The sequence below is a fragment of the Bradyrhizobium niftali genome (assembly GCF_004571025.1).
GTDB classification, from domain to species: Bacteria; Pseudomonadota; Alphaproteobacteria; order Rhizobiales; family Xanthobacteraceae; genus Bradyrhizobium; species Bradyrhizobium niftali.
In genome coordinates this window covers 1-19,718 of the sequence record NZ_SPQT01000020.1, presented here as the reverse complement: position 1 = coordinate 19,718, position 19,718 = coordinate 1, and the positions used below count along the sequence as shown (strand labels likewise).

Sequence of the window (19,718 nt, the reverse complement as noted above, 5' to 3'; positions counted from 1 at the left end):
TTTTCGTTGGCGGGGAACCTAGCTTCTCTTTGCTGGAATCGGAAGGCGGGAGTTTGCCGCCAGGTCTCGCGTCCGGGACACGAAAGGGGAGCGTCCGCGGCGCGGAATTACTTCACCACCGAGCCCTTGCGCGAGGCGATCACGACGCCGGCGAGCACCAGCGCGTAGCCGATCAGGTGAAACGGCTGGAGCTTTTCGCCGAGCAGCAGGATCGCCATCGCCGAACCGAACACCGGCACGAGATGGAAGAACGGCGCGGCCCGGTTCGGCCCGATCAGCGCTACGCCGCGGTTGAAGAAGAGATAGGCGAGCGTCGAGGGGAAGATCAGGATGTAGCCGAGCGTCGCCAGCGTCAACCCGTCGAATTGGATGACGTTGCCGCGCCAGGCCTCCCAGACGGCGGTGGGCAGCAGCATGATCGCGCCACAGCAGGTGGTGAAGGACAGGAAGGAGAGCTGATGAACCTTCGGCCGGCGCGGGATGAATGCTGAGTAGAGCCCGAATGCCACCAGCGAGGACGCGAACATGATGTCGCCCCTGTTGAAGCTGATGCTTGCCAGCGCCGCGAGATCGCCGCGCAGGATGATGATGAGCACGCCGAGAAGCGAGATCGCGATGCCGGCGAGCTGAGCACCGGTCAGCCGCACGCCGAACAGCGCCAGCGACCACAGCGCCACGAACAGCGGCCCGGCCGACTGGATCAGCAGCGCGTTCAGCGCCTCCGTGTATTGCATCGCCCAGTACGAGATCGCGTTGTTGAAGGCGAAGCCGACCAGCGACAGGAACAGCATCAGGGGCAGGCTCTTGCGCAGAGCCGGCCAGTCGCGCTTCAGATGCGGCCAGGCGAACGGCAGCAGGATGAGGAACACGCCGAACCAGCGGATCGTGGTCATCGTCAGCGGCGGCACATGCGCGCCGACATGGCGCGCGAGCACGATGTTGGCCGCCCAGAACAGCGAGCTCAGGCTGAGCAGCAGATAGGGCTGGTTGTTGAGCCAACTGGCCGGATTCGAGGCTGGTGGCGCGGGCGAAGCGATCGTCATTGGGGTCGGATGCAACTTGCGCCCGATTGCCGTCGTGACACAAGTCACGCGACCGCAATGCTACAATGCAGGCATGACCTGAGGAGGTGCCATTGGCGGTCAATATGTTGAACATCGCTGCGCCCGGCGCGTGATCGTCGCGGCGAGGCGGAAGGACGAAGAGCCGCCGCGGCCTACGTCTTCCGCCCGGCGCGCGCATCCGGCATCGACGCATCGACAGCGGCGTGGCAGGCCGTCTGCAACAGGCGGCAGACTTCCTCGGTCGACCGCTGCGGGCTCAGCGCTGCGAAGGTCGGATAGCTCGTCAGGACGAAGATCAGGTCCACGGCATCCTGCACGGCCCGCTTTGCGGCACGGCTCTCCGTGATGCGTGTCACCAGTCCCGTCACAAGCTCACGCCGCCGCTCGTTGCGCGCGACCAGCGCATTGCCGAATTCGGGATCGGTTGCGATCGCCTGGTTGAGGCCGCCGATCGCGGGGTCGTGCGCCCAGAAGGTACAGAAGATCGCGACGACGCGATCGAGCGCGGCGCGGGGGTCCGGCAACGCCATCACGTCGGCCAGCTCGAACAGGCCGCCCTGCCGCGCGATGTCGTCGAACACGGCCTCCAGCAGTCCGCGCCGCGATCCGAACTGGTTGTAGACGGTCAGCCGCGTGACGCCTGCCGCCTTCGCCACCACGTCGAGCGAGAAGTTCGCGATGCTCGCATCCTTGCGCAACAGGCGCGCACCGGCCGCAATGATGCGTTCGCGCGTCTCCGCGGCCGCGGAGGCGCGGACCGAGCTCACATAGCTGCGCTTCGGCATCGCCCTGCCATTGTCTTGACGCATTGATTATACATGATGTATATCCAATTTAGAAGCCGGTTTGGAGCTTGCCATGCAGACTGCCCTCGTAATCGCACTGTCGCTTCATGTGTTGTCGTCCGTGTTCTGGGCCGGATCAAGCTTTGCGCTGGCGCGAACCGGAGCAGCCGGGGGCGAGCAGCTCGTCGGTCCACAGCTCGGCGCGGCGACGGTTGCGATCCTCACCGGCGGCTATCTCGGGCATCTCGTTCATTCCGGCAGCTTTGGCACGGCCGAGCGGGTGCTCGCGCTTGGTGCGGTTTGCGCGCTGATCGCAGCCGGCATTCAGGCCGCGACCGGCCCCCGTGCGCTGCTGGGCTTGCGCCGTGGCACGAGCGAGGCCGCGGATGTGCGCTCACGCATCGCGACCGCCCAGCGCGTGGCCGCCGCTCTGCTCGCCATCACCGCGCTATGCATGGGCGCGGCGCGCTACGTCTAGGGTCTCATTCATTCAAGGTAACAGCTGACGGCGAAGTGCCGCAACGGCCTCGAGGCCGGCAGGCAATTTCGCAAGTAGAGCTTTGCAAGAGCGCGGCATCCCGCCGCTGAAGAAGGAAAAGCAATGTCCAGGATGATTCTGTTGAACCTGCCCGTGCGCGATCTCGCTGCATCGACGGCGTTCTATGTGTCGCTCGGCGGCACGGTGAACCCGCAGTTTTCGGGCGAGAATTCGACCTCGCTCATGGTCACGGACGCGATCGGCGTGATGCTGCTGACCCACGATCACTATCGCCAATTCACCAAACGTCCGATTGGTGACCCGCGCCGCGACAGTCAGGTCTTGATCGCCCTCACGGTCGATGACCGCGACGCCGTCGATGCAACGCTGACTCGCGCGGTGGCGGCGGGTGGTCGCGCCGATCCCAACCCGGCACAGGATCTCGGCTTCATGTACAACCGCCACATTGAAGATCCGGACGGTTATGTCTGGGAAATCGTATGGATGAGCCCATCGGCGAGCACCTGAACGCAGAAGATTGCGCGACGAGCTTACGAGGGGAGTCTAACTCGTCTGCTTCCTTGACGCCGCGAATACGCCCGACAGCACCAGGGCAAAACCAATGAAGTGGAACGCCTGCGGGCGTTCGCCGAGGAAGACCATCGCCATGATCGAGCCGAACACCGGCACGACGTGGAAGAACGGCGCGGCGCGGTTGGCGCCGATCAGGCGCACGCCGCGATTGAAGCAGAGATAGGCGAGCGTCGAGGGGAACACCGCGACATAGAACAGCGTCAGCAGGTTCGGCCCGTCGAGCTTCATCACCGGCCGCGCGGACAATTCCCAGATCTCAAGCGGAATGAGGCAGGCGGCGCCGGCACCGAAGGTGAAGGCGAGGAACGACAGGCCGTGCATCGCCGGCCGCTTCAGGCTCAGCACCGAATAGAGCGCGAAGATCAGCAGCGCGAGCAGGAAGATGAGGTCGCCCTTGTTGAACTCGATGTTCGACAGCGTGGTGAAATCGCCATGCAGCAGGATCGTCAGCACGCCGCACATCGACAGCAGCACGCCGAAGGCCTGTGCCGCGGTGAGCCGGACGCCGAGGATCGCCAGCGACCACAGCGCGACGAGCAGCGGCGCGGACGACTGGAGCAGCAGCGTGTTGAGCGCCTGGGTATGCTCCAGCGCCCAGTATTGCAGCGTGTTGAAGGCGCCGATGCCGGTGATCGAGAGCGTCACCATCAGGCCGAGCTTGCCGCGGATCGCGAGCCAGTCCCGCGCGAGATGTTTCCAGGCGAATGGCAGCACGAGGAGGAACGCGAAGAGCCAGCGCAGGAACGACAGCGTGACCGGCGGGATGTGGCCGGCGGCAAGCCGCCCGACGATGGCGTTGCCGGCCCAGCACAGCGCGGTGATGCTGAGCAGCAGATAAGGCTGGTTGGCGATCCAGTTGTGGCCGGGCGTCGCGGCGCTCGTGGTCTGGTCGGTGGCGGACATTGTGATTGTTATGGCCCCGCGTCATGCGCCGAGGCCCCGGCCCGGCGACGTCCGGGCCGGCTGGTAGCCCGGCCCGTTCAAAGACACGGAAATGCGCCCGATATCAATGGCGCGAGGTGCATCGCGACCATGCGTCGGTCGTAACAATGGAACATCAGGCCTTATTCTGCCGCGACGCATCGCGCGCCATCGCGTCCGGACGCATGGCGGCCCGCGCGGCCCAGCCCCCGCCGAGAATCGCTCCGGTAAAACCGCCACCATGGGTGAAGGCTGATGCGAGATAGAGGCCACAGATCGCGGTTGCGGCGATCGGCTTGAAGCCGCGCGTATTCGGCGCAAAGCCGTAGATTGAGCCGTCGGGCGTGTTGAGGTAGTGGGCAAAGGTTTCTGCCGTCGACATCTCGCGCTGCGTCACCGCACCGGCAATGCCGGGGAAGTGCCGGTCGAGATCGGCAATGACGCGGTCCATCCAGCGCTCCTTGCGAGCGCCTTTTGCGGCGCTGGAAAGGCCGGCCCAATTCTCGATCCGATCGACGCCGACGAGCGAGGCCAGATGAGGAGGATGCTCGTTCAGCCCGGAATCGATCTGATCATAGGCGACGAAACCATAAGGCGTAAGGCGACCGGACGAATCCTCGCCCAGAAGCGCGCCGGCCTCGCGAACGCCGGAGAGCGTGGTGAGCCAGGCCGGCAGGATGCTGGTCGAATAGTGCGACACCCCGAAATTGCGGGAAGGGCGGCTCAATCCGATCGACACGGTCCACAGTGAGATCGACGGCAGCTTGTCCTGATAAGGCGCCTGGAAAGCGGCGCGCTTGTCCTGCGGCAGCATCGCGGCCAGCACCGAGGGGGCCGCATTGCCGAACACGATCGGGGCCAGCTCTTCGCTCGCCTCGTCTGTTCCCGCCGCGCGATGGCGCACGCCGCGCACGCGGTCACCGTCCATCAGGATGGTCTCGACCTCGCGACCCGTCTCCGCCACACCGCCGGCGTCGCGGATGATTGCGACCAGGCGGTCGCTCAGCACTTGCGAACCGCCGCGTATATAGTGGCCGCCACCGGAGAGATACGAGGCCTGCGGGATCGCGAACGGGATGAAGGGCATCGTGTCCGGATCGTCGGTGTAGTAGACGAGGTTCGAGGCCAGTGCGAGCTTCACCGGCTCGTTGTCGCCGAACAGACGACAGAGCACTTCACTCAACGTGGCATGGCGGTCGCGGATCAGTGGCCACAAACGCCATGGCAAGGTCGGTGCATTCCAAAGCCACCAGTTGCGGTCGTCCTGATGCTCGCTCATCAATGAAACCGCCTGCCGCACCGCGTCGATACGTTCAAAATACTGCGCGATGCCCTTGGCCTGCGCAGGAAATTGCGATTTCGCCGCGGCCGACGCGGCATCGATCCCGCGCGGCATCACAAACGGGCGCTCGAACAGGGGGCTGCGCACCTCGTGCAGTGCGCCGACCTCGACGAAGGGCATGTCGCGGTCGATCCCGAGTGCCCGCAGGATCGGCAGCTTGGGATCGCCGGCATCGAGGCCGTCGATCTCGTGCAGCGACGCCTCGATCGCGAGCTGGCCATGACGATACACCGTGGCTGCACCGCCGAAATTGTGATTGCGTTCGAGCACCAACACCTTGTGGCCGGCCCGCGCGAACAGCGCCGCCGCGGTCAGGCCGCCGAGTCCGGACCCGATGGCGATGGCGTCGAAGCTGCGCATGGTCGTCTCCACGGACTGATTGCGGCTTCGCAACCCTTGGCTCGCGAAGCAGACGCCGCGTTGACATGCGTCAAGCAGGCCGCGCGAAAACAACCAAGGCCCTGGGCCGGTCTGACATATTGCCGTCACAGATCATCGGCTATTCCGCCTCGCGCGGATCGCAAACGGCTTCAACAGCTCCGCGCAGGCGAGATAGACAACGACTAGAAGCGCGATGCCGGCCATCATCAGCGGCGGCGGCGCGACAAAGCCGAACCAGGTGCCGACCGGCGTGAACGGCACGACCATCGCGACCAGCAAGGCGATCAGCGACGAGGCCGACAGCACTGGATCGGGCCAGTTGCGCCACGGTCGGCCGTTGGTGCGGATGACGAAGATCACCAGGATCTGCGTCGCCATGGATTCGATGAACCAGGCGGTGCGGAACTCGCCGGGCGATGCGTGAAACAGCATGATGAGGGCGCCGAAGGTCAGGAAGTCGAACACCGAGGACAACGGTCCCATGATCGCGGCGAAACGCGCCAGCCGCGTCATGCTCCAGACCTGCGGCTGCGCGGTGGCCGCGCGCGAGACCCGGTCGAAGGGAATGCCGAGCTCGGAGAGATCGTACAGCAGGTTGTTGAGCAGGATCTGCGTCGGCAGCATCGGCAGGAACGGCAGCACCATCGAGGCGATTGCCATCGACAGCATGTTGCCGAAATTCGAGCTCGCGCCCATGCGGACATATTTCATGATGTTGGCGAAGGTGCGCCGTCCTTCCTCGACGCCGTCGGCGACGACCTCGAGATCCGAAGCGAGCAGGATCATGTCGGCGGCGGCCTGCGCCACGCCGGTTGCGCCGTCGACCGACAATCCGACGTCGGCAACCTTCAGGGCCGGTGCGTCGTTGATGCCGTCGCCGAGGAAGCCGACCACTTCGCCGCCCGCCTGAAGCGCCTTCACGATGCGCGACTTCTGGTCCGGCGCGAGGCGGCCGAAGGCGTCAGTGGAACGCACCTGCACGGCGAGCGCTTCGTCGCTGAGCCGTGCAACGTCGGCCCCCGACAGCACGCGCGCGGGATTCAGCCCGACCAGGCTCGCGAGCCGCTTCACCACCACGGGGTCGTCGCCCGAGAGGATCTTCAGGCCCACGCCGCTCGCCGCGAGCCGCGCGATTGCGGCCGCGGCCGTCGGCTTCGGCGGATCGGCGAAGGCGCAAAAGCCCTCGAAGGCGAGATCGGTCTCGTCCTCCGTCTCGACCTCGCGCGGCACGCCGCTCCACACCCGCGAGGCGATCGCCACGGTGCGCAGGCCCTCGCTCGCGAGCTCACGCACGCGTGCCAGCGCAGCCGTGCGCGCGCTCTCGTCCATCGTGCACAATGCGAGCACGGCTTCCGGCGCACCCTTGACGACGAGCAGCGTGCCTTCGGGGCCGGTCGCGAGCACCGATCCCAGCCGGCGCGAGAAGTCGAAGGCCTGCCTCCCGGCCAGGGTCCAGCCCTGCGCGGCGTCCGGCCGGCCGGCGACGAGCGCGGCATCGAGTGAGCCGCGATCGCCGCCGAGCGATGCCGCGATGGCGCCGAGCTGCGCAGCGCGGGCATCGTCCTTGCCCTCGGCGTCGAGGCTCCCAGCGAGAGTGATCTCGGCCGAGGTCAGCGTGCCCGTCTTGTCGGTGCACAGGACGGTCATGGCGCCGAGATCGTGGATCGCGGCCAGCCGCTTCACGATCACCTTGCGGCCGGCCATCCGCAGCGCGCCGCGCGACAGCGTCACCGTGGTGATCATCGGCAACAGCTCCGGCGTGAGCCCGACCGCGAGCGCGACTGCGAACAGCAGCGAATCAAGCACGGGACGGCCGAACACGACGCGGACGGTGAGCACGACCAGCACCAGCGCGAGCGTGGCCCGCGCGATCACGAGGCCAAATTCGTGCAAATCGCGCTCGAAGGGGGAGGGGGCCTGCGTCTCTGCAAGCGCGGAGGCCGCCGCGCCGAACACGGTGTCGCGGCCGGTCCTGACGACGAGCGCGACCGCCTCGCCCGTTTGCGCCACGGCGCCGCGGAATAGTGCATTCGACGTGTCGTCGGGGTCGGCAGCGGCGCCGGCGCGCTTCTGCACCGGATAGGGCTCGCCGGTGAGCGCGGCCTCTCCGGCCGTGAAGGCGGTGCTCTCCAGGATCAACGCATCCGCCGGGATGATGTCGCCGGCGCGGACGCGCAGGAGGTCGCCCGGAACGACGTGGTCGACGTCGATCTCGCGGAAGGCGTCGTCGCGCCTGACCTCGGCCTTGAGCGCCACCGAGCGGCGAAGGATCTCGGCGGCGCGGACCGCATGACCCTCCTGGATGGTGTCGAGCCCGATCGAGAGCACGAGAATCAAGACAATGATGAGCCCGCCGATGTCGTCGCCGGTCAGCATCGAGACGATGCCGGCGACCAGCAGGATCAGCGACAGCGGCTCCAGCAGCCGGCGCAGGATCGCACGCGCGGCCCCCTCGATGCGCGGCGGCGCGTCGCTGTTCGGCCCGAAACGGCCGAGGCGTGCGGCGGCCTCGGTCGCAGTCAGGCCCTGCAAGGTGCAGCCGAGCTCAGTGCAGAGCGCATCCGTCGGCAGGCGCCAGAACTGGCTCGTCTGGCTGTTCGGTGGCTTGGTCACGGCATATCCGGCATGGAGGCCTTGGGGCCCGGGAAGGGTAAGCTGCGGAGGTGACAGCCATCCTTGGCGCAATCGCGGGCCGGAACGGTTGATGCGTGTCAATTCCGCTGCCGCCGGGCCGCCAACCTTTCAGGATTTTAAGGGGATATCAAAGGCTTGGAGTGCCTTCCCGACCTCGAAAAAGCCCCGTTCTTGCTTGCCTAGAGAGGCTGCTTCCTTTATCCGGTTGGCTGCCTTGCGTGCGAGCGGCCTTGGGCCGCAGAGAGGGCTTGGCGCAGGCATGATCCCGGAAAAGTGGGCACCGGTTTTCCGCGAGGATCATGCCTCCTAGAGACAGATTGAATAGGGATTACCCGCGAATGGCCAATGTTGTCGTCGTCGGCGCCCAGTGGGGCGACGAAGGGAAGGGCAAGATCGTCGACTGGTTGTCGGAGCAGGCGGACATCGTCGTCCGTTTCCAGGGCGGCCATAACGCCGGCCACACGCTGGTGATCAACGGCAAGACCTACAAGCTCGCGCTGCTGCCCTCGGGCGTGCTGCGTGAGCACAAGCTGTCGGTGATCGGCAACGGCGTGGTGTTCGATCCCGCCGCCTTCCTCGACGAGGTCACCAAGCTGCGCGCGCAGGGCGTTGCCGTCTCCCCGGAAAATCTGCGCGTCGCCGAGAACGTCACCCTGATCCTGCCGCTGCACCGTGAGCTCGATGCCTTGCGCGAGTCCTCCAACGCGGCGACCGCGATCGGCACCACGCGCCGCGGCATTGGTCCTGCCTACGAGGACAAGGTCGGCCGCCGCGCCATCCGCCTGATGGACCTCGCCGACCTCGACACCCTCCCGCACAAGATCGACCGGCTGCTGGCTCACCACAACGCCTTGCGCCGCGGCCTCAATCTGCCGGAGTTCGACGGCAAGGATATTCTGAAGGAATTGACCGCGCTGGCGCCGCAGCTTCTGCCCTATGCCGAGACGGTGTGGCGGCTGCTCGACATCAAGCGGCGCGAAGGCAAGCGCATGCTGTTCGAGGGCGCGCAAGGCGCGCTGCTCGACGTCGACCACGGCACCTATCCCTACGTCACCTCGTCCAACACGGTGGCGGCGCAGGCCGCGACCGGCTCGGGCCTCGGCCCCGGCGCGGTCGGCTACGTGCTCGGCCTGTGCAAGGCCTATACGACCCGCGTCGGCCAGGGCCCGTTCCCGACCGAGCAGGACAACGCGATCGGCCGCAAGATCGGCGAGCGTGGCCGCGAGTTCGGCACCAATACCGGGCGGCCCCGCCGCTGCGGCTGGTTCGACGCCGTGCTGGTCCGCCAGGCGGTCCGCACCTGCGGCATCAACGGTCTCGCGCTGACCAAGCTCGACATCCTCGACGGCTTCGATTCGATCGAGGTCTGCACCGGCTACAAGCTCGACGGCAAGGAGATCGACCACTTCCCGGCCGGCGAGGGCGCCCAGGCCCGGGTCGAGCCGATCTACGAGACCATCGAGGGCTGGAAGGAGCCGACCGCCAGTGCGCGGTCCTGGGCCGACCTGCCGGCCCAGGCCATCAAATATGTCCGCCGGATCGAGGAATTGGTGGGGTGCCCCGTCGCGCTGCTTTCCACCAGCCCCGAACGCGAAGATACTATCCTGGTACAAAATCCGTTTGAGGCTTAACGATCTCTTACCGGGAGGCGCGTATAGTTGAGTAGAAATGGCTGATTACTATCCGCTGATCGCCCGCGCTATTGCCGCCCTGGACCCCAACGCTCCCGGCGAAAGCCGTCGCGCGCTCTATGAGCGGGCGCGCACGGCGCTGATCGCACAGCTCCGCAGCGTGCAGCCGCCGCTTTCCGAATCCGAGATCACCCGCGAACGGCTGTCGCTGGAAGAGGCCGTCCGCAAGGTCGAATCGGAGGCCGCCCAGCGTGCCCGCGAGGCCTCGCGCCCCGGTGGCGGCACCCGCAGCAGCGGCAGCGGCGATGCCTTCCGCCGGGCCAGCACCCGTGCCACCGAGGGCAACCCGGCCGCAGCCCCTCCGGCTGCTCCGCCGCGCACCCGTCCGGCGCCGACGCCGCCGCGCGCCGACCGCCCGTCCTTCAACGTCGATGACCAGAGTGACGCCCAGCGTCCGCCGCGCGCGCCCCGTTTCGACGCGCCGCGCCAGCCCGGTCCGCCGGCGATGCCGGAGCCGCCGGCCCCTCCACCTGCCGGACGCGAGCGCGCGCCTGGGCGCCGCCCGCCGGACATCGGACCTCCGCCGCCGCTGCCGCCCGCACCGGGCGTGCGCGGCTTCCGCGATATCACCGCCGACGTCAACGATCTCGGCGGCGCCGCCGCGCAGGCCAATCGCGCCGCGCGCCGCACCTATGCCAACGTGCCCTCGCCCTCGCCGGAATTCGACCGGCTGGAGCCGAGCCTGGAGAACCGCGCCGGCGAGGGCGATGCGCCCTATTCCTATGACGAGTCGATCGAGGAGGCCGAGCGCTATGCGCCGCGGGCCGCGTCGACGCGCCCGCACATCCCCGTCCTCGACCGCGACACCAAGAAGCCCAAGCGCGCCCGCTCCGTCTTCCCGTTCAAGAGTGCGATCGCCGTCGGCATCGTGCTGATCCTGGTCGGCGCCGGCATTCTCTGGGGCAAACAGCTGGTCCAGATCGCGAACGGCCTGATCAAGTCCTCGCCGACCCAGGTGGTTGAGGCGCCGAAGGATCCGTCCCAGCCGCAGAGCAAGCCGAAGATCCCCGATCGGGTCGGCCAGCCCTCGGCCAGCGACCAGCCGGTCGCGCCGGTGGCGCAGAAGGTCGTGCTCTATGACGAGGATCCGTCCGATCCGAAGGGCAAGCAATATGTCGGCTCGGTGGTGTGGCGGCTCGAGCCGATCAAGGCGTCGGGCAACCAGAAAGCCGACGTCGCCGTGCGCGCCGACATCGAGATTCCCGACCGCAAGTTCAAGATGACGATGTCGTTCCGCCGCAACACCGACTCCTCGCTGCCGGCGAGCCACACCGCGGAGCTGACCTTCATCCTGCCGCAGGATTTCCCGGGCGGCAGCGTCTCCAACGTGCCGGGCATCCTGATGAAGTCGAACGAGCAGGCGCGCGGCACGCCGCTCGCAGGGCTAGCGGTCAAGGTCACCGACGGCTTCTTCCTGGTCGGCCTGTCCAATGTCGACGCCGACCGCGCCCGCAACGTCCAGCTCCTGAAGGAGCGTTCCTGGTTCGACGTGCCCCTGGTTTACGCCAACCAGCGCCGCGCCATCATCGCGATCGAGAAGGGCGCCCCCGGCGAGCGCGCCTTCAACGACGCGTTCGCGCAGTGGGGCGATTAGGCCGCCCCGTCATTCCGGTGCGTGCGCAGCACGAGCCCGGAATCCATTGTGCAGCACGTGACGTAGAGAAATGGATTCCGGGCTCGACGCTACGCGTCGCCCCGGAATGACCTGCAGACCTATTGCGCGGCCGCTTCCCGCTTCCGTGCCGCTGCTGCGGCTGCGTGCTCGCGGTCCATCACGGCGCGGCAGCCGGGGCTGACCTGCGCCTTGTTCCGCACCATGCAGGCGGTGATCCGCGGGATATCAGGGATTTCACTGGAGCACAGCCGCATCGCATCGCCCGAGCACATCTGCTGCGCTTCGGGCGAGAAGGCGAAGCCGGGCGATGTCTGGAATGCGACGGCGGTGGTGGCGAGGGCGAAGAGAGTTGCGATGGTCCGGTTGCGTGTCATGCAGAATGTGTCCCCGTGGGCTTGAGCCGCTTGGTTTTGGGGCGCCTCACGCGGCTTGACCTGCCACATGTCTCAGCCATCACGCCGGGAACCTCATCCCGCATGTGGTTGCTCGATCTCTCGTGATGTTCGAATCGAAAAGTGCTGCGCCGCCCGAGCCAAGTATGCGCCATTGTCGTATGGCTGCAATGGGCCGCACGAACGAATTCGCAGTTGTTGCGCGCACGTCACGCAGAAAGCGACGCGCTCCGTCAGATGAGGCGATAGGATGGCGTGCTTGTGGCGTCGCTCTCGCCAAGTGCGGCGGCGTGTTCCTCGACCGCGGTGATGCCCTTCGCGGTGAGCTCGAACAGATCGCCGTCCTTCATCACGTAGCCGTCGGCGATCAATTGTCCCATCTTGCCTTGCCGGTCGTCGGCAAAGGCGATGGATTGACAGATGTCCCTGAGGATCGAGAGCTGTTCGTCGCGCAACATGGCTTCACCTCTCCGTTCACAGGGACTGTGTCCGATCCTCACATGCCGTGACTGGCGAACACCTTGCTGCATGATTTCGACAGCTTGGCCCGGTTGGCCTGCAGGCAGCTCTGCACCGCGCCGTCATTGCCGAGGTCCTTGCGGCACAACCGCGAGGCATCGCGCGAGCAGGCGTTCTGCTCCTGCGGCGTGCCCATGTGGCCTTGCGCGAGAGCGGGCGCGCTCGACAGGCCACCGAGGGTTGCAAGCGTGATCGTCGCCAGAAGAAATTTGCGGGACATCGGCGGCTCCAGTCCAAGAGGGGTGATTCAGGTCCTGTCTGAACTCGTCGCCGTGCCACTTGTTCCCCTTGGGGGAGGCGCCGGCGCCCGCTATTCAAGGTTCCCGAGGCGCTGCTATAACAGGGGCGAAGTGTGAGGGTCTTTGATGAAACGCTATCTGGTGTTTGCGCTGGTCGGGCCGTTCGTCGGCGGGTTCCTGCTGCTGCTGACGACGACCTACCAGTCCGGCTACTGGACCCAGACCAACCTCGGCGAGGTCGGCAAGCTGTTCGCAGTGTTCTTCAAATCCCTGCAATACAGCTATCTGTTCGGCTTCCTGCCGTCGCTGATGATCGGCGCGGTCGATGACATCCTGGTCCACATCCGCCGGGTCGGCCCGGTGCTGCGGATGCTGCTGGTCGGCCTGTTCGCCTTTGTCCTGGCCTCGCTGACCTACAGCTCGCGCGGGCCGGATTCGGGCGCGGTTCAGTTCATCCTGTACGGCATGGTCGGCTTCGTGCCGTCGGTGATTTCCTCCTGGCTCGTGCATAGATATCTCGAGGAGCCGCAAGCGGCGGCGGCACCGACCTGACCGCGCGACGTTCGGACGCGGTGCAGCAACCTCCGCCGCGTCGGCGAGTTTTCCCTGGGCCATGACCATGTCCGACGACGATATTCTTGCTCCGCGCAAATCCCGTTCCGGGAGCCGTTCGCGCGCCAGCTTCTCAGGCACGGAAGCACGCGGGCCGATCATCGACCAGGACGGCCGCGAGATCCGGCCCGAGACGCTGGAGCAGGGCTTTCGCGAGTTTCGTTTCGAGTTCGGTCAGGGCAATCCGCTTGGAGGCAATCCGCTCGGAGGAAATCCGTTCGGCAACCTGACGCGCGAGCAACGCATCGCGCGGCTCGAGGCGATCGCAAAGCTGCTCGACGTCGCCTTCATCCTGCCCGGCACCAACATCCGCTACGGCATCGACGGCCTAATCGGACTGATCCCCGTCGTCGGCGACATCATCACCACCGCGATCTCGCTGTGGCTGGTGCGCGAGGCCCGCGCGCTGGGCGCGCCCTGGTACCTCACCGCGCGCATGCTCGGCAACGTCGCGGTCGACGGCGTGGTCGGCATGGTACCGCTTGCGGGCGACGCCTTCGACGTCATGTTCCGCGCCAACATGCGCAACATGCGCCTGCTCCGGCGCTGGCTCGACAAGCAGCCGCGGATCTGAATCCTCGCTCTGCGCGTGAGGGGGAGTCTCCGCGAGTCTCGCTGTCACCGTCCTTGCGGAGACTCCCCCTCACCCTGACCCTCTCCCCGCAAGCGCGGAGAGGGGAAGAAAGGTGTCAGAAACGCAAAAAGCGCGATGGCCTTTCGGCCATCGCGCCTTCTGCGCACATTGGGCTTAGCGAAAAACTTAAGCCGCGTCGGCGTCGGTCTCGGCGGCCGGCTCGGGCTTGCGGCGACGGGGCAGCGGGAAGGCTTCGCTCTCATAGAGCGAGCGGATGCCGTTCTGGTCGAAGCGCGCTTCCTCGACCTGGAGATAGGCGCCGTTCAGCGAATCCGTCGGCAACTGCTCCATCGCGAACTGCACGGCCTCGGCCGCGGTGCCGAACCGGCGATAGGTGAAGCCGGCACGCTTCTTCTTCCGGATCGCGGCGGGGAAGAGCTCGGCGGAGGTGTTGAAGTTGAACGGACGCAGTGGACGCATGGTCAAAGACCTCGTGATCTTCTCTGGGGCTTTAAGCGCGTGGGGTTTGGGAGGGCGGAGGCCACAAGCGCGTGGGCCCGCCGCACATGTCATTTTCGCCCTCTAATATAGGCCGTTTTGACAAAATTGCGACCCCTGCGATGGGAGATGATGAATCCGCGCATGGCAGCCCCGCAAGGGCTATAAACCGAGTAATTTCAAATAGTTGTATGGTTTATAGTTTGCCAAGAAGCAACAGCACGACCAGCACCACGAGCACAACGCCGCCGATCCCCATGCCGGAATGGCCCATGCCATAGCCGTAACCGCCGACACGGCCGGACAGGCCGCCGAGCAGGTAGATGATCACCAGGATGATCAGGATGGTCCCGAGTGTCATGGCATCCTCCCTGGCGGCCGCCAAAACGCGATGATTGGCCACACCGCCAGAGAAGAAAAGCACATCGCGCCGCCGGGTTCCATGGCGGAACCCGGCGGCGCGCAACGTTTATTTCGGCTCGAGCTTCAGCGCCGCCGAGTTGATGCAGTAGCGCAGGCCCGTCGGCCCGGGGCCGTCGGGGAAGACATGGCCGAGATGGCCGCTGCACTTGGCACAGAGCACCTCGGTGCGGACCATGCCGTGGCTCACGTCCCTTTCCTCGTCGACATGGCTCTCGGCGGCGGGCTGGGTGAAGCTCGGCCAGCCGCAGCCGGAATCGAACTTGGCGTCGGACTCGAACAGGACGTTGCCGCAGCCGGCGCAGACATAGGTGCCGGCACGGTGGTCGTGCTCATACTCGCCGGAGAAGGGACGTTCGGTCGCCTTCTCGCGCAGCACCGCGTACTGCATCGGCGACAGCTCGCGCCGCCACTGCTCTTCGCTCTTGATGACTTTGTCGTCCGTGGTTTTCGTCTTGGCGTCGGGCATGGGTCTCCCGTTTTTTGGTGATCTTGCGATCAGTTGGTGGCCTTGCTGGCATTCACCAGCGTCGGCTTCTCGATGTAGTTATCCGCGAACAGCTTTTTCAGGTTCTCGATCTTGGGCAGGTCGTTATAGGCGATGTAGGGCTGGTTCGGATGCAGCGTCAGATAGTCCTGATGATAGGCCTCCGCCGGATAGAACGCCTCCAGCGCGCCGACCTTGGTCGCGATCGGTTTGCCGAACACCTTGGCGCCGTTGAGCTGGGCGATATAGGCCTCCGCCACCTTCTTCTGCTCGTCGGAGGTGGTGAAGATCGCCGAGCGATATTGCGTGCCGGCGTCGGGACCCTGGCGGTTGAGCTGGGTCGGGTCGTGCGCCACCGAGAAGTAGATCTGGAGGATCTTTCCGTAACTGATCTTCTTCGGGTCGTACTTGATCTCGACCGATTCCGCATGGCCGGTCCGGCCGCTCGAGACGGTCTGGTAGTCGGCGGTCGCCTTGGTGCCGCCGGCATAGCCGGAGACCGCGTTGACGACGCCCGCAGTGTGCTGGAATACGCCCTGCACGCCCCAGAAGCAGCCGCCGGCGACCACGGCGGTCTGGATGCCGCTCGCCGGTGCCGCGTCCATGGTCGGGGCCGGGATCACGACCGCATCCTCGGCGGCCCGGGACGGCACAGCAAAGGCCAGCGTCAGGGCGGTCGTGGCAGCCAGCAGGGACAGGAGGGCGGGACGGCGCATGGCAGATCCTCTTTCCGGAAGGTGGATATTCTAGGTCGGTTGGCGCCGCGCGAACAGCCTGCCCGGCGGCATTCGGTCACCTGAGATACGGGGACAGGTGCCGATTGTTACGCCGCGGCGGACACGACTCTGTGAGAAACGCGGCCCGAGACAGCCCGGCTTGGCGCGGTGAGGAACTCTGCGCTAGATGAACCCGCGCGATCGACGATCGACCTAAAAAGTGGTGGCTGGAGCTGGCCTGACAACATGCTGCGCGTCGTTTCCCTGACACTCGTCATCCTGGCCGCCTGCGCATCGATCGCCGCGGCCGATCCGCAAACCGGCGACGACCTTGCCATTTGCCGCGACCGCCAGGCGGAGGCGCAGGCCCGCGCGGTGGCCTGCGACAATCTGCTCAACGCCGACCGGCTCACCGGCAAGGACAAGGCGGTCGCGTTGTCCGTGCGCGGCAACACCCTGATCAACAAGCGCGACCACGTCCACGCGATCGAGACCTTGTCCATGGCCGTCGATCTCGATAGGGACAACGTGATTGCGCTCAACCTGCGCGGTCTCGCCTATGAGCGCAGCGGGCAGGACGACCTCGCGATGGCCGACTACAACCTCGCGCTCCAGAAGCGCCCGGCCTACGGCGTCCCCTACAACAACCGCGGCATCATCCAGGCGCGCCGGGGCGCGCTGCAAAGCGCGCTCGACGATTTCAACATGTCGATCAAATACACGCCCAAATTCCTGCTCGGCTGGACCAATCGCGCCCGCGTGCGCACGCTGATGAAGGATTTCGACGGCGCGATCGCCGATTTCGCGGAGGCCGAGAAGATCGATCCGACCGCGCCGCAGATCGCCGGCAACCGCTGCATCACCTGGGGCATGATGGGCAAGTTCGACCGGGCCCTTGCCGACTGCAACGGCCTGATCGAGAAACAGCCGAAGAACGTGTTCGCGATCAACAATCGCGCCGACGTCAACATGATGAAGGGCGATCTCGATGCCGCGCTGAAGGACTACAACACGGCCATCCAGATCAGCCCGAACAATGTCCGGGCACATTCAGGCCGCGGCCAGATCTACGAGCGGAAGAATGATCTCGCCCAGGCCCGCGCCGACTATCGCGCCGCGGCCTATTCGCTGACCAAGTTCGACGAGACCGAGGTCGCGCGCGCCCGCGCCATCGCGCAGGAGCGGCTCGCCGCGCTGACGCCGCAGGCGCCGGCCGGGGCGACCGGGCGCCGCGTCGCGCTGGTGATCGGCAACGGCGCCTACAAGAACGTGCACGCCTTGCCCAATCCGCCGCGCGACTCGAAGTTGATCGCAAACGCGCTGCGCGACGTCGGCTTCCAGACCGTGATATCCGTCAGCGACCTGACCCGCGACAAGTTCTTCGAAGCACTGCAGACGTTCGCCGCCGAAGCGGAGAAGGCCGATTGGGCGGTGGTCTATTACGCCGGCCACGGATTCGAGATCGGCGGGGTGAACTATCTCGTTCCTGTCGACGCCAAGCTCGCCGCCGACAGGGATGCCGAGGCTCAGGCCGTCGCCCTGGAGCAGGTGATCGCAGCGGTGGGCGCTGCGAGAAAAGTGCGTCTGGTGATGCTGGATGCATGCCGCGACAATCCGTTCGCGCCGACCATGCAGCGGACGCTGTCACTCAAGCTGGTCGACAAGGGCTTTTCCAACATCGAGCCCGGCGCCGGCTTCATGGTGGTCTACGCCGCCAAGCACGGCGAGACCGCGATGGACGGCGACGGCGGCGCCGACAGCCCGTTCGCCACCGCGCTCGCCCGCGAGATCAAGCAGCCGCGCGTCGAGATCAGGAAACTGTTCGACATCGTCCGCGACGACGTCTGGTCCGCGACGAGGCACGGGCAGCAGCCGTTCACCTACGGCTCGCCGCCGGGGCGCGAGGATTTCTATTTTGTGGCGGGGAAATAGTTGCGCATGGGGCGCGACTGCGGAGCCTTACAACCGCTGTCGTCCCCGCGAAGGCGGGGACCCATAACCACAGGGAGGAGTGTGGGGCAAAGCGCCCGCTCAGAGCCTTCGCCAAACTTCTTTCTGTGGGTATGGGTCCTGGATCTGCGCTTCGCTTGTCCGGGACGACGCGCGGAGGTTGAGCCGGCGGCGTCGCCAAAGCATCGACGCTTAAACGACAATACTCAACCTTTTCGCCGCGCGCGTAATCCCCGTGTAAAGCCACCGCGCCCTCGAGTCCTGAAACGCAAAACTCTCGTCGAACAGCACGACGTCGTCCCATTGCGAGCCCTGCGACTTGTGCACGGTCAGCACGTAGCCGTAGTCGAACTCGTCATAGGGCTTGCGCTGCTCCCAGGCGATCTGCTCGACGCCGCCCTCGAAGCAGTCGGCGCGCACCGAGACCTTGGTCACCTTGTGGCCAAGATCCTCGTCCGGCGACAGCCGCATGCTGAGGATGCGCGATTTCGAGCGCGAGGTGTTCCGCGACTTCACGCGCCACAGGCCGCCGTTGAACAGGCCCTTCTTGCGGTTGTTGCGCAGGCACACCAGCTTGTCGCCGGCGACCGGAAAGGCGTCCTCGATGTTCTGGCGCTGGCGCACCCGCATATTGTACGCGCGTCGCGTGTTGTTGCGGCCGACCAGCACCTGGTCGGCGCCCATGACGCGGTCGGGATCGAGCTCCTTGCGCGACACCACCTCGCTCTCGCCATAGCGGCCGATGTCGAGCTCGCGCCCTTCGCGGACGTCCATCGACATCCGCACGATCGGATCGTCCTGGGCCTGGCGGTGCACCTCGGTCAGCATCGCGTCGGGCTCGGTGTTGGTGAAGAAGCCGCCGCCCTGGATCGGCGGCAGCTGCGCGGGATCGCCCAGCACCAGCAGCGGACAGTCGAACGACATCAGGTCGCGCCCGAGTTCAGCATCGACCATCGAGCATTCGTCGATCACGATCAGCTTGGCTTTGGACGCCGGCGCGTCGTCCCACAATTCGAAGCTCGGCTGCTCCTCGCCGGATTCGCGGGCGCGGTAGATCAGCGAGTGGATGGTGGAGGCCTCGTCGCAACCCTTGTTGCGCATCACCAGCGCCGCCTTGCCGGTGAAGGCGGCGAACTTCACCTCGCCGTCGACGCCCTCAGCGATGTGCCGTGCCAGCGTGGTCTTGCCGGTGCCGGCAAAGCCGAACAGGCGGAACACGGGCGGCGTGCCATTGCGGCCGGGCTTGGCCTTGAGCCAGTCACCGACGGCCTTGAGGGCGGCATCCTGATGCGGGGTGAATGTGGGCATATCTGTCTTGAGGAGGGGCGAGCCGAAGCGATTCGCCATCCCTCAAAACTAACCATTCGGCCCGCCGGTTCAAGCGCAGGGCAATCGCATTTGAGGCCGTTGCTCTGCAGCCCATCCTTCGAGACGCCCGCCTTTGGCGGGCCCTCAGGATGAGGACGGAGTGCGCGGCAGCAATTTCGACCGGCAAAGATGCCGCTCAGCCTCATCCTGAGAGCCTGACCGAAAAAGGTGAGCGGCTTTAGCGGGCCTGTGATTCCTTCGGATTTGCAAAGATTCGAGGGAGGACACCATGCCGTGGACCAAAGCCGCTCGTATCAAGTATCAGCGCAGTGGACTGCGTTACACAAGTGATCTGACCGATGCAGAGTGGGCGTTGATCGCCCGGAAGATGCCGCCGCGACGGCGATTGGGCCGGCCGCGGGAGGTTAATCTGCGCGAGATCGTGCAGGCGATCTTCTATATTCTGTCGAGCGGCTGCCAGTGGCGAGCCTTGCCGAA

The 19,718-nt window shown here is 66.0% G+C and carries 21 protein-coding genes; 8 read left to right on the top strand and 13 right to left on the bottom strand.

What is annotated here, in order from left to right; all coding sequences use genetic code 11:
* Window positions 1-107: 107 nt before the first annotated feature.
* The gene (locus E4K65_RS29230; protein ID WP_135177080.1) at window positions 108-1,043 is read right to left on the bottom strand and encodes a DMT family transporter; all 936 of its coding nucleotides are present in this window, start codon (window positions 1,041-1,043) and stop codon (window positions 108-110) included.
* Between the two features lie 173 nt (window positions 1,044-1,216).
* The gene (locus tag E4K65_RS29225) at window positions 1,217-1,873 is read right to left on the bottom strand and encodes a TetR/AcrR family transcriptional regulator (protein ID WP_235885768.1); all 657 of its coding nucleotides are present in this window, start codon (window positions 1,871-1,873) and stop codon (window positions 1,217-1,219) included.
* A gap of 49 nt (window positions 1,874-1,922) precedes the next feature.
* Here E4K65_RS29225 and E4K65_RS29220 point away from each other — a divergent pair, with 49 nt between their 5' ends.
* Both E4K65_RS29220 and E4K65_RS29215 read left to right on the top strand, forming a co-directional pair.
* A complete protein-coding gene (locus tag E4K65_RS29220; RefSeq protein ID WP_135177079.1) occupies window positions 1,923-2,327 on the top strand; it encodes a hypothetical protein in 405 nt (134 codons plus the stop codon).
* Window positions 2,328-2,450: 123 nt separating this feature from the next.
* Window positions 2,451-2,855, top strand: coding sequence for a VOC family protein (locus tag E4K65_RS29215; protein WP_135177078.1), 405 nt, complete (start codon window positions 2,451-2,453; stop codon window positions 2,853-2,855).
* Between the two features lie 36 nt (window positions 2,856-2,891).
* On the opposite strand, the gene E4K65_RS29210 is transcribed toward E4K65_RS29215, so the two are convergent.
* The 3 genes from E4K65_RS29210 to mgtA all read right to left on the bottom strand — a co-directional run bounded on the left by E4K65_RS29210 (window position 2,892) and on the right by mgtA (window position 8,178).
* Window positions 2,892-3,824, bottom strand: coding sequence for a DMT family transporter (locus E4K65_RS29210; RefSeq protein ID WP_135177077.1), 933 nt, complete (start codon window positions 3,822-3,824; stop codon window positions 2,892-2,894).
* 154 nt (window positions 3,825-3,978) lie between these two features.
* Window positions 3,979-5,544, bottom strand: coding sequence for a phytoene desaturase family protein (locus E4K65_RS29205; protein WP_135177076.1), 1,566 nt, complete (start codon window positions 5,542-5,544; stop codon window positions 3,979-3,981).
* A 132-nt stretch (window positions 5,545-5,676) separates the two neighbouring features.
* Window positions 5,677-8,178, bottom strand: a complete 2,502-nt coding sequence (mgtA, locus tag E4K65_RS29200; protein ID WP_135177075.1) for a magnesium-translocating P-type ATPase — start codon at window positions 8,176-8,178, stop codon at window positions 5,677-5,679.
* Between the two features lie 359 nt (window positions 8,179-8,537).
* Between mgtA and E4K65_RS29195 the strand changes: the two genes are divergently transcribed.
* Window positions 8,538-9,830, top strand: coding sequence for an adenylosuccinate synthase (locus E4K65_RS29195; RefSeq protein WP_027544922.1), 1,293 nt, complete (start codon window positions 8,538-8,540; stop codon window positions 9,828-9,830).
* Between the two features lie 37 nt (window positions 9,831-9,867).
* Window positions 9,868-11,484, top strand: a complete 1,617-nt coding sequence (locus tag E4K65_RS29190; RefSeq protein ID WP_135177074.1) for a hypothetical protein — start codon at window positions 9,868-9,870, stop codon at window positions 11,482-11,484.
* A gap of 119 nt (window positions 11,485-11,603) precedes the next feature.
* On the opposite strand, the gene E4K65_RS29185 is transcribed toward E4K65_RS29190, so the two are convergent.
* From E4K65_RS29185 to E4K65_RS29175, 3 genes are all read right to left on the bottom strand, one after another.
* Complete coding sequence (locus E4K65_RS29185) at window positions 11,604-11,879, bottom strand: hypothetical protein (RefSeq protein ID WP_135177073.1); 276 nt, start codon at window positions 11,877-11,879, stop codon at window positions 11,604-11,606.
* A 251-nt stretch (window positions 11,880-12,130) separates the two neighbouring features.
* Window positions 12,131-12,355, bottom strand: a complete 225-nt coding sequence (locus E4K65_RS29180) for a hypothetical protein (RefSeq protein WP_027544925.1) — start codon at window positions 12,353-12,355, stop codon at window positions 12,131-12,133.
* A gap of 38 nt (window positions 12,356-12,393) precedes the next feature.
* A complete protein-coding gene (locus E4K65_RS29175) occupies window positions 12,394-12,636 on the bottom strand; it encodes a hypothetical protein (protein ID WP_028173075.1) in 243 nt (80 codons plus the stop codon).
* A gap of 145 nt (window positions 12,637-12,781) precedes the next feature.
* Between E4K65_RS29175 and E4K65_RS29170 the strand changes: the two genes are divergently transcribed.
* Entirely contained in the window at window positions 12,782-13,207 is a 426-nt protein-coding gene (locus tag E4K65_RS29170; protein WP_027544927.1) for a DUF5413 family protein, read from the top strand.
* Between the two features lie 61 nt (window positions 13,208-13,268).
* Window positions 13,269-13,841: a DUF4112 domain-containing protein gene (locus tag E4K65_RS29165; protein WP_135177071.1), complete on the top strand. Its 573-nt coding sequence runs from the start codon at window positions 13,269-13,271 to the stop codon at window positions 13,839-13,841.
* A gap of 186 nt (window positions 13,842-14,027) precedes the next feature.
* Here the strand turns inward: E4K65_RS29165 and E4K65_RS29160 are convergent, their stop codons facing one another.
* The 4 genes from E4K65_RS29160 to msrA form a co-directional block, all read right to left on the bottom strand.
* A complete protein-coding gene (locus E4K65_RS29160) occupies window positions 14,028-14,321 on the bottom strand; it encodes a hypothetical protein (protein WP_027544929.1) in 294 nt (97 codons plus the stop codon).
* Window positions 14,322-14,535: 214 nt separating this feature from the next.
* Window positions 14,536-14,700 (bottom strand): DUF3309 family protein, encoded by a 165-nt coding sequence (locus tag E4K65_RS29155; protein WP_167771251.1) that lies wholly within the window; start codon window positions 14,698-14,700, stop codon window positions 14,536-14,538.
* Window positions 14,701-14,808: 108 nt separating this feature from the next.
* On the bottom strand, window positions 14,809-15,228 hold the full coding sequence (msrB, locus tag E4K65_RS29150) for a peptide-methionine (R)-S-oxide reductase MsrB (protein ID WP_135177069.1): 420 nt from the start codon (window positions 15,226-15,228) through the stop codon (window positions 14,809-14,811).
* Between the two features lie 29 nt (window positions 15,229-15,257).
* On the bottom strand, window positions 15,258-15,962 hold the full coding sequence (gene msrA, locus E4K65_RS29145) for a peptide-methionine (S)-S-oxide reductase MsrA (RefSeq protein ID WP_135177068.1): 705 nt from the start codon (window positions 15,960-15,962) through the stop codon (window positions 15,258-15,260).
* A 246-nt stretch (window positions 15,963-16,208) separates the two neighbouring features.
* Here msrA and E4K65_RS29140 point away from each other — a divergent pair, with 246 nt between their 5' ends.
* Window positions 16,209-17,894, top strand: a complete 1,686-nt coding sequence (locus E4K65_RS29140) for a caspase family protein (RefSeq protein ID WP_135177067.1) — start codon at window positions 16,209-16,211, stop codon at window positions 17,892-17,894.
* A 210-nt stretch (window positions 17,895-18,104) separates the two neighbouring features.
* Here E4K65_RS29140 and E4K65_RS29135 read toward each other — a convergent pair whose 3' ends face one another.
* Entirely contained in the window at window positions 18,105-19,220 is a 1,116-nt protein-coding gene (locus E4K65_RS29135) for an ATP-dependent DNA helicase (RefSeq protein ID WP_027544933.1), read from the bottom strand.
* 289 nt (window positions 19,221-19,509) lie between these two features.
* Here E4K65_RS29135 and E4K65_RS29130 point away from each other — a divergent pair.
* Window positions 19,510-19,718 (top strand): transposase (locus tag E4K65_RS29130; RefSeq protein ID WP_135177066.1); only part of this gene is annotated, 209 nt, incomplete at its 3' end.

Bases quoted from the DNA above. Each gene is read 5' to 3' on its own strand.
- E4K65_RS29230 (WP_135177080.1), bottom strand. From the start codon at position 1,043: ATGACGATCGCTTCGCCCGCGCCACCAGCCTCGAATCCGGCCAGTTGG.
- E4K65_RS29225 (WP_235885768.1), bottom strand. From the start codon at position 1,873: ATGCGTCAAGACAATGGCAGGGCGATGCCGAAGCGCAGCTATGTGAGC.
- E4K65_RS29220 (WP_135177079.1), top strand. From the start codon at position 1,923: ATGCAGACTGCCCTCGTAATCGCACTGTCGCTTCATGTGTTGTCGTCC.
- E4K65_RS29215 (WP_135177078.1), top strand. From the start codon at position 2,451: ATGTCCAGGATGATTCTGTTGAACCTGCCCGTGCGCGATCTCGCTGCA.
- E4K65_RS29210 (WP_135177077.1), bottom strand. From the start codon at position 3,824: ATGTCCGCCACCGACCAGACCACGAGCGCCGCGACGCCCGGCCACAAC.
- E4K65_RS29205 (WP_135177076.1), bottom strand. From the start codon at position 5,544: ATGCGCAGCTTCGACGCCATCGCCATCGGGTCCGGACTCGGCGGCCTG.
- E4K65_RS29195 (WP_027544922.1), top strand. From the start codon at position 8,538: ATGGCCAATGTTGTCGTCGTCGGCGCCCAGTGGGGCGACGAAGGGAAG.
- E4K65_RS29190 (WP_135177074.1), top strand. From the start codon at position 9,868: ATGGCTGATTACTATCCGCTGATCGCCCGCGCTATTGCCGCCCTGGAC.
- E4K65_RS29185 (WP_135177073.1), bottom strand. From the start codon at position 11,879: ATGACACGCAACCGGACCATCGCAACTCTCTTCGCCCTCGCCACCACC.
- E4K65_RS29180 (WP_027544925.1), bottom strand. From the start codon at position 12,355: ATGTTGCGCGACGAACAGCTCTCGATCCTCAGGGACATCTGTCAATCC.
- E4K65_RS29175 (WP_028173075.1), bottom strand. From the start codon at position 12,636: ATGTCCCGCAAATTTCTTCTGGCGACGATCACGCTTGCAACCCTCGGT.
- E4K65_RS29170 (WP_027544927.1), top strand. From the start codon at position 12,782: ATGAAACGCTATCTGGTGTTTGCGCTGGTCGGGCCGTTCGTCGGCGGG.
- E4K65_RS29165 (WP_135177071.1), top strand. From the start codon at position 13,269: ATGACCATGTCCGACGACGATATTCTTGCTCCGCGCAAATCCCGTTCC.
- E4K65_RS29160 (WP_027544929.1), bottom strand. From the start codon at position 14,321: ATGCGTCCACTGCGTCCGTTCAACTTCAACACCTCCGCCGAGCTCTTC.
- E4K65_RS29155 (WP_167771251.1), bottom strand. From the start codon at position 14,700: ATGACACTCGGGACCATCCTGATCATCCTGGTGATCATCTACCTGCTC.
- msrB (WP_135177069.1), bottom strand. From the start codon at position 15,228: ATGCCCGACGCCAAGACGAAAACCACGGACGACAAAGTCATCAAGAGC.
- msrA (WP_135177068.1), bottom strand. From the start codon at position 15,962: ATGCGCCGTCCCGCCCTCCTGTCCCTGCTGGCTGCCACGACCGCCCTG.
- E4K65_RS29140 (WP_135177067.1), top strand. From the start codon at position 16,209: ATGCTGCGCGTCGTTTCCCTGACACTCGTCATCCTGGCCGCCTGCGCA.
- E4K65_RS29135 (WP_027544933.1), bottom strand. From the start codon at position 19,220: ATGCCCACATTCACCCCGCATCAGGATGCCGCCCTCAAGGCCGTCGGT.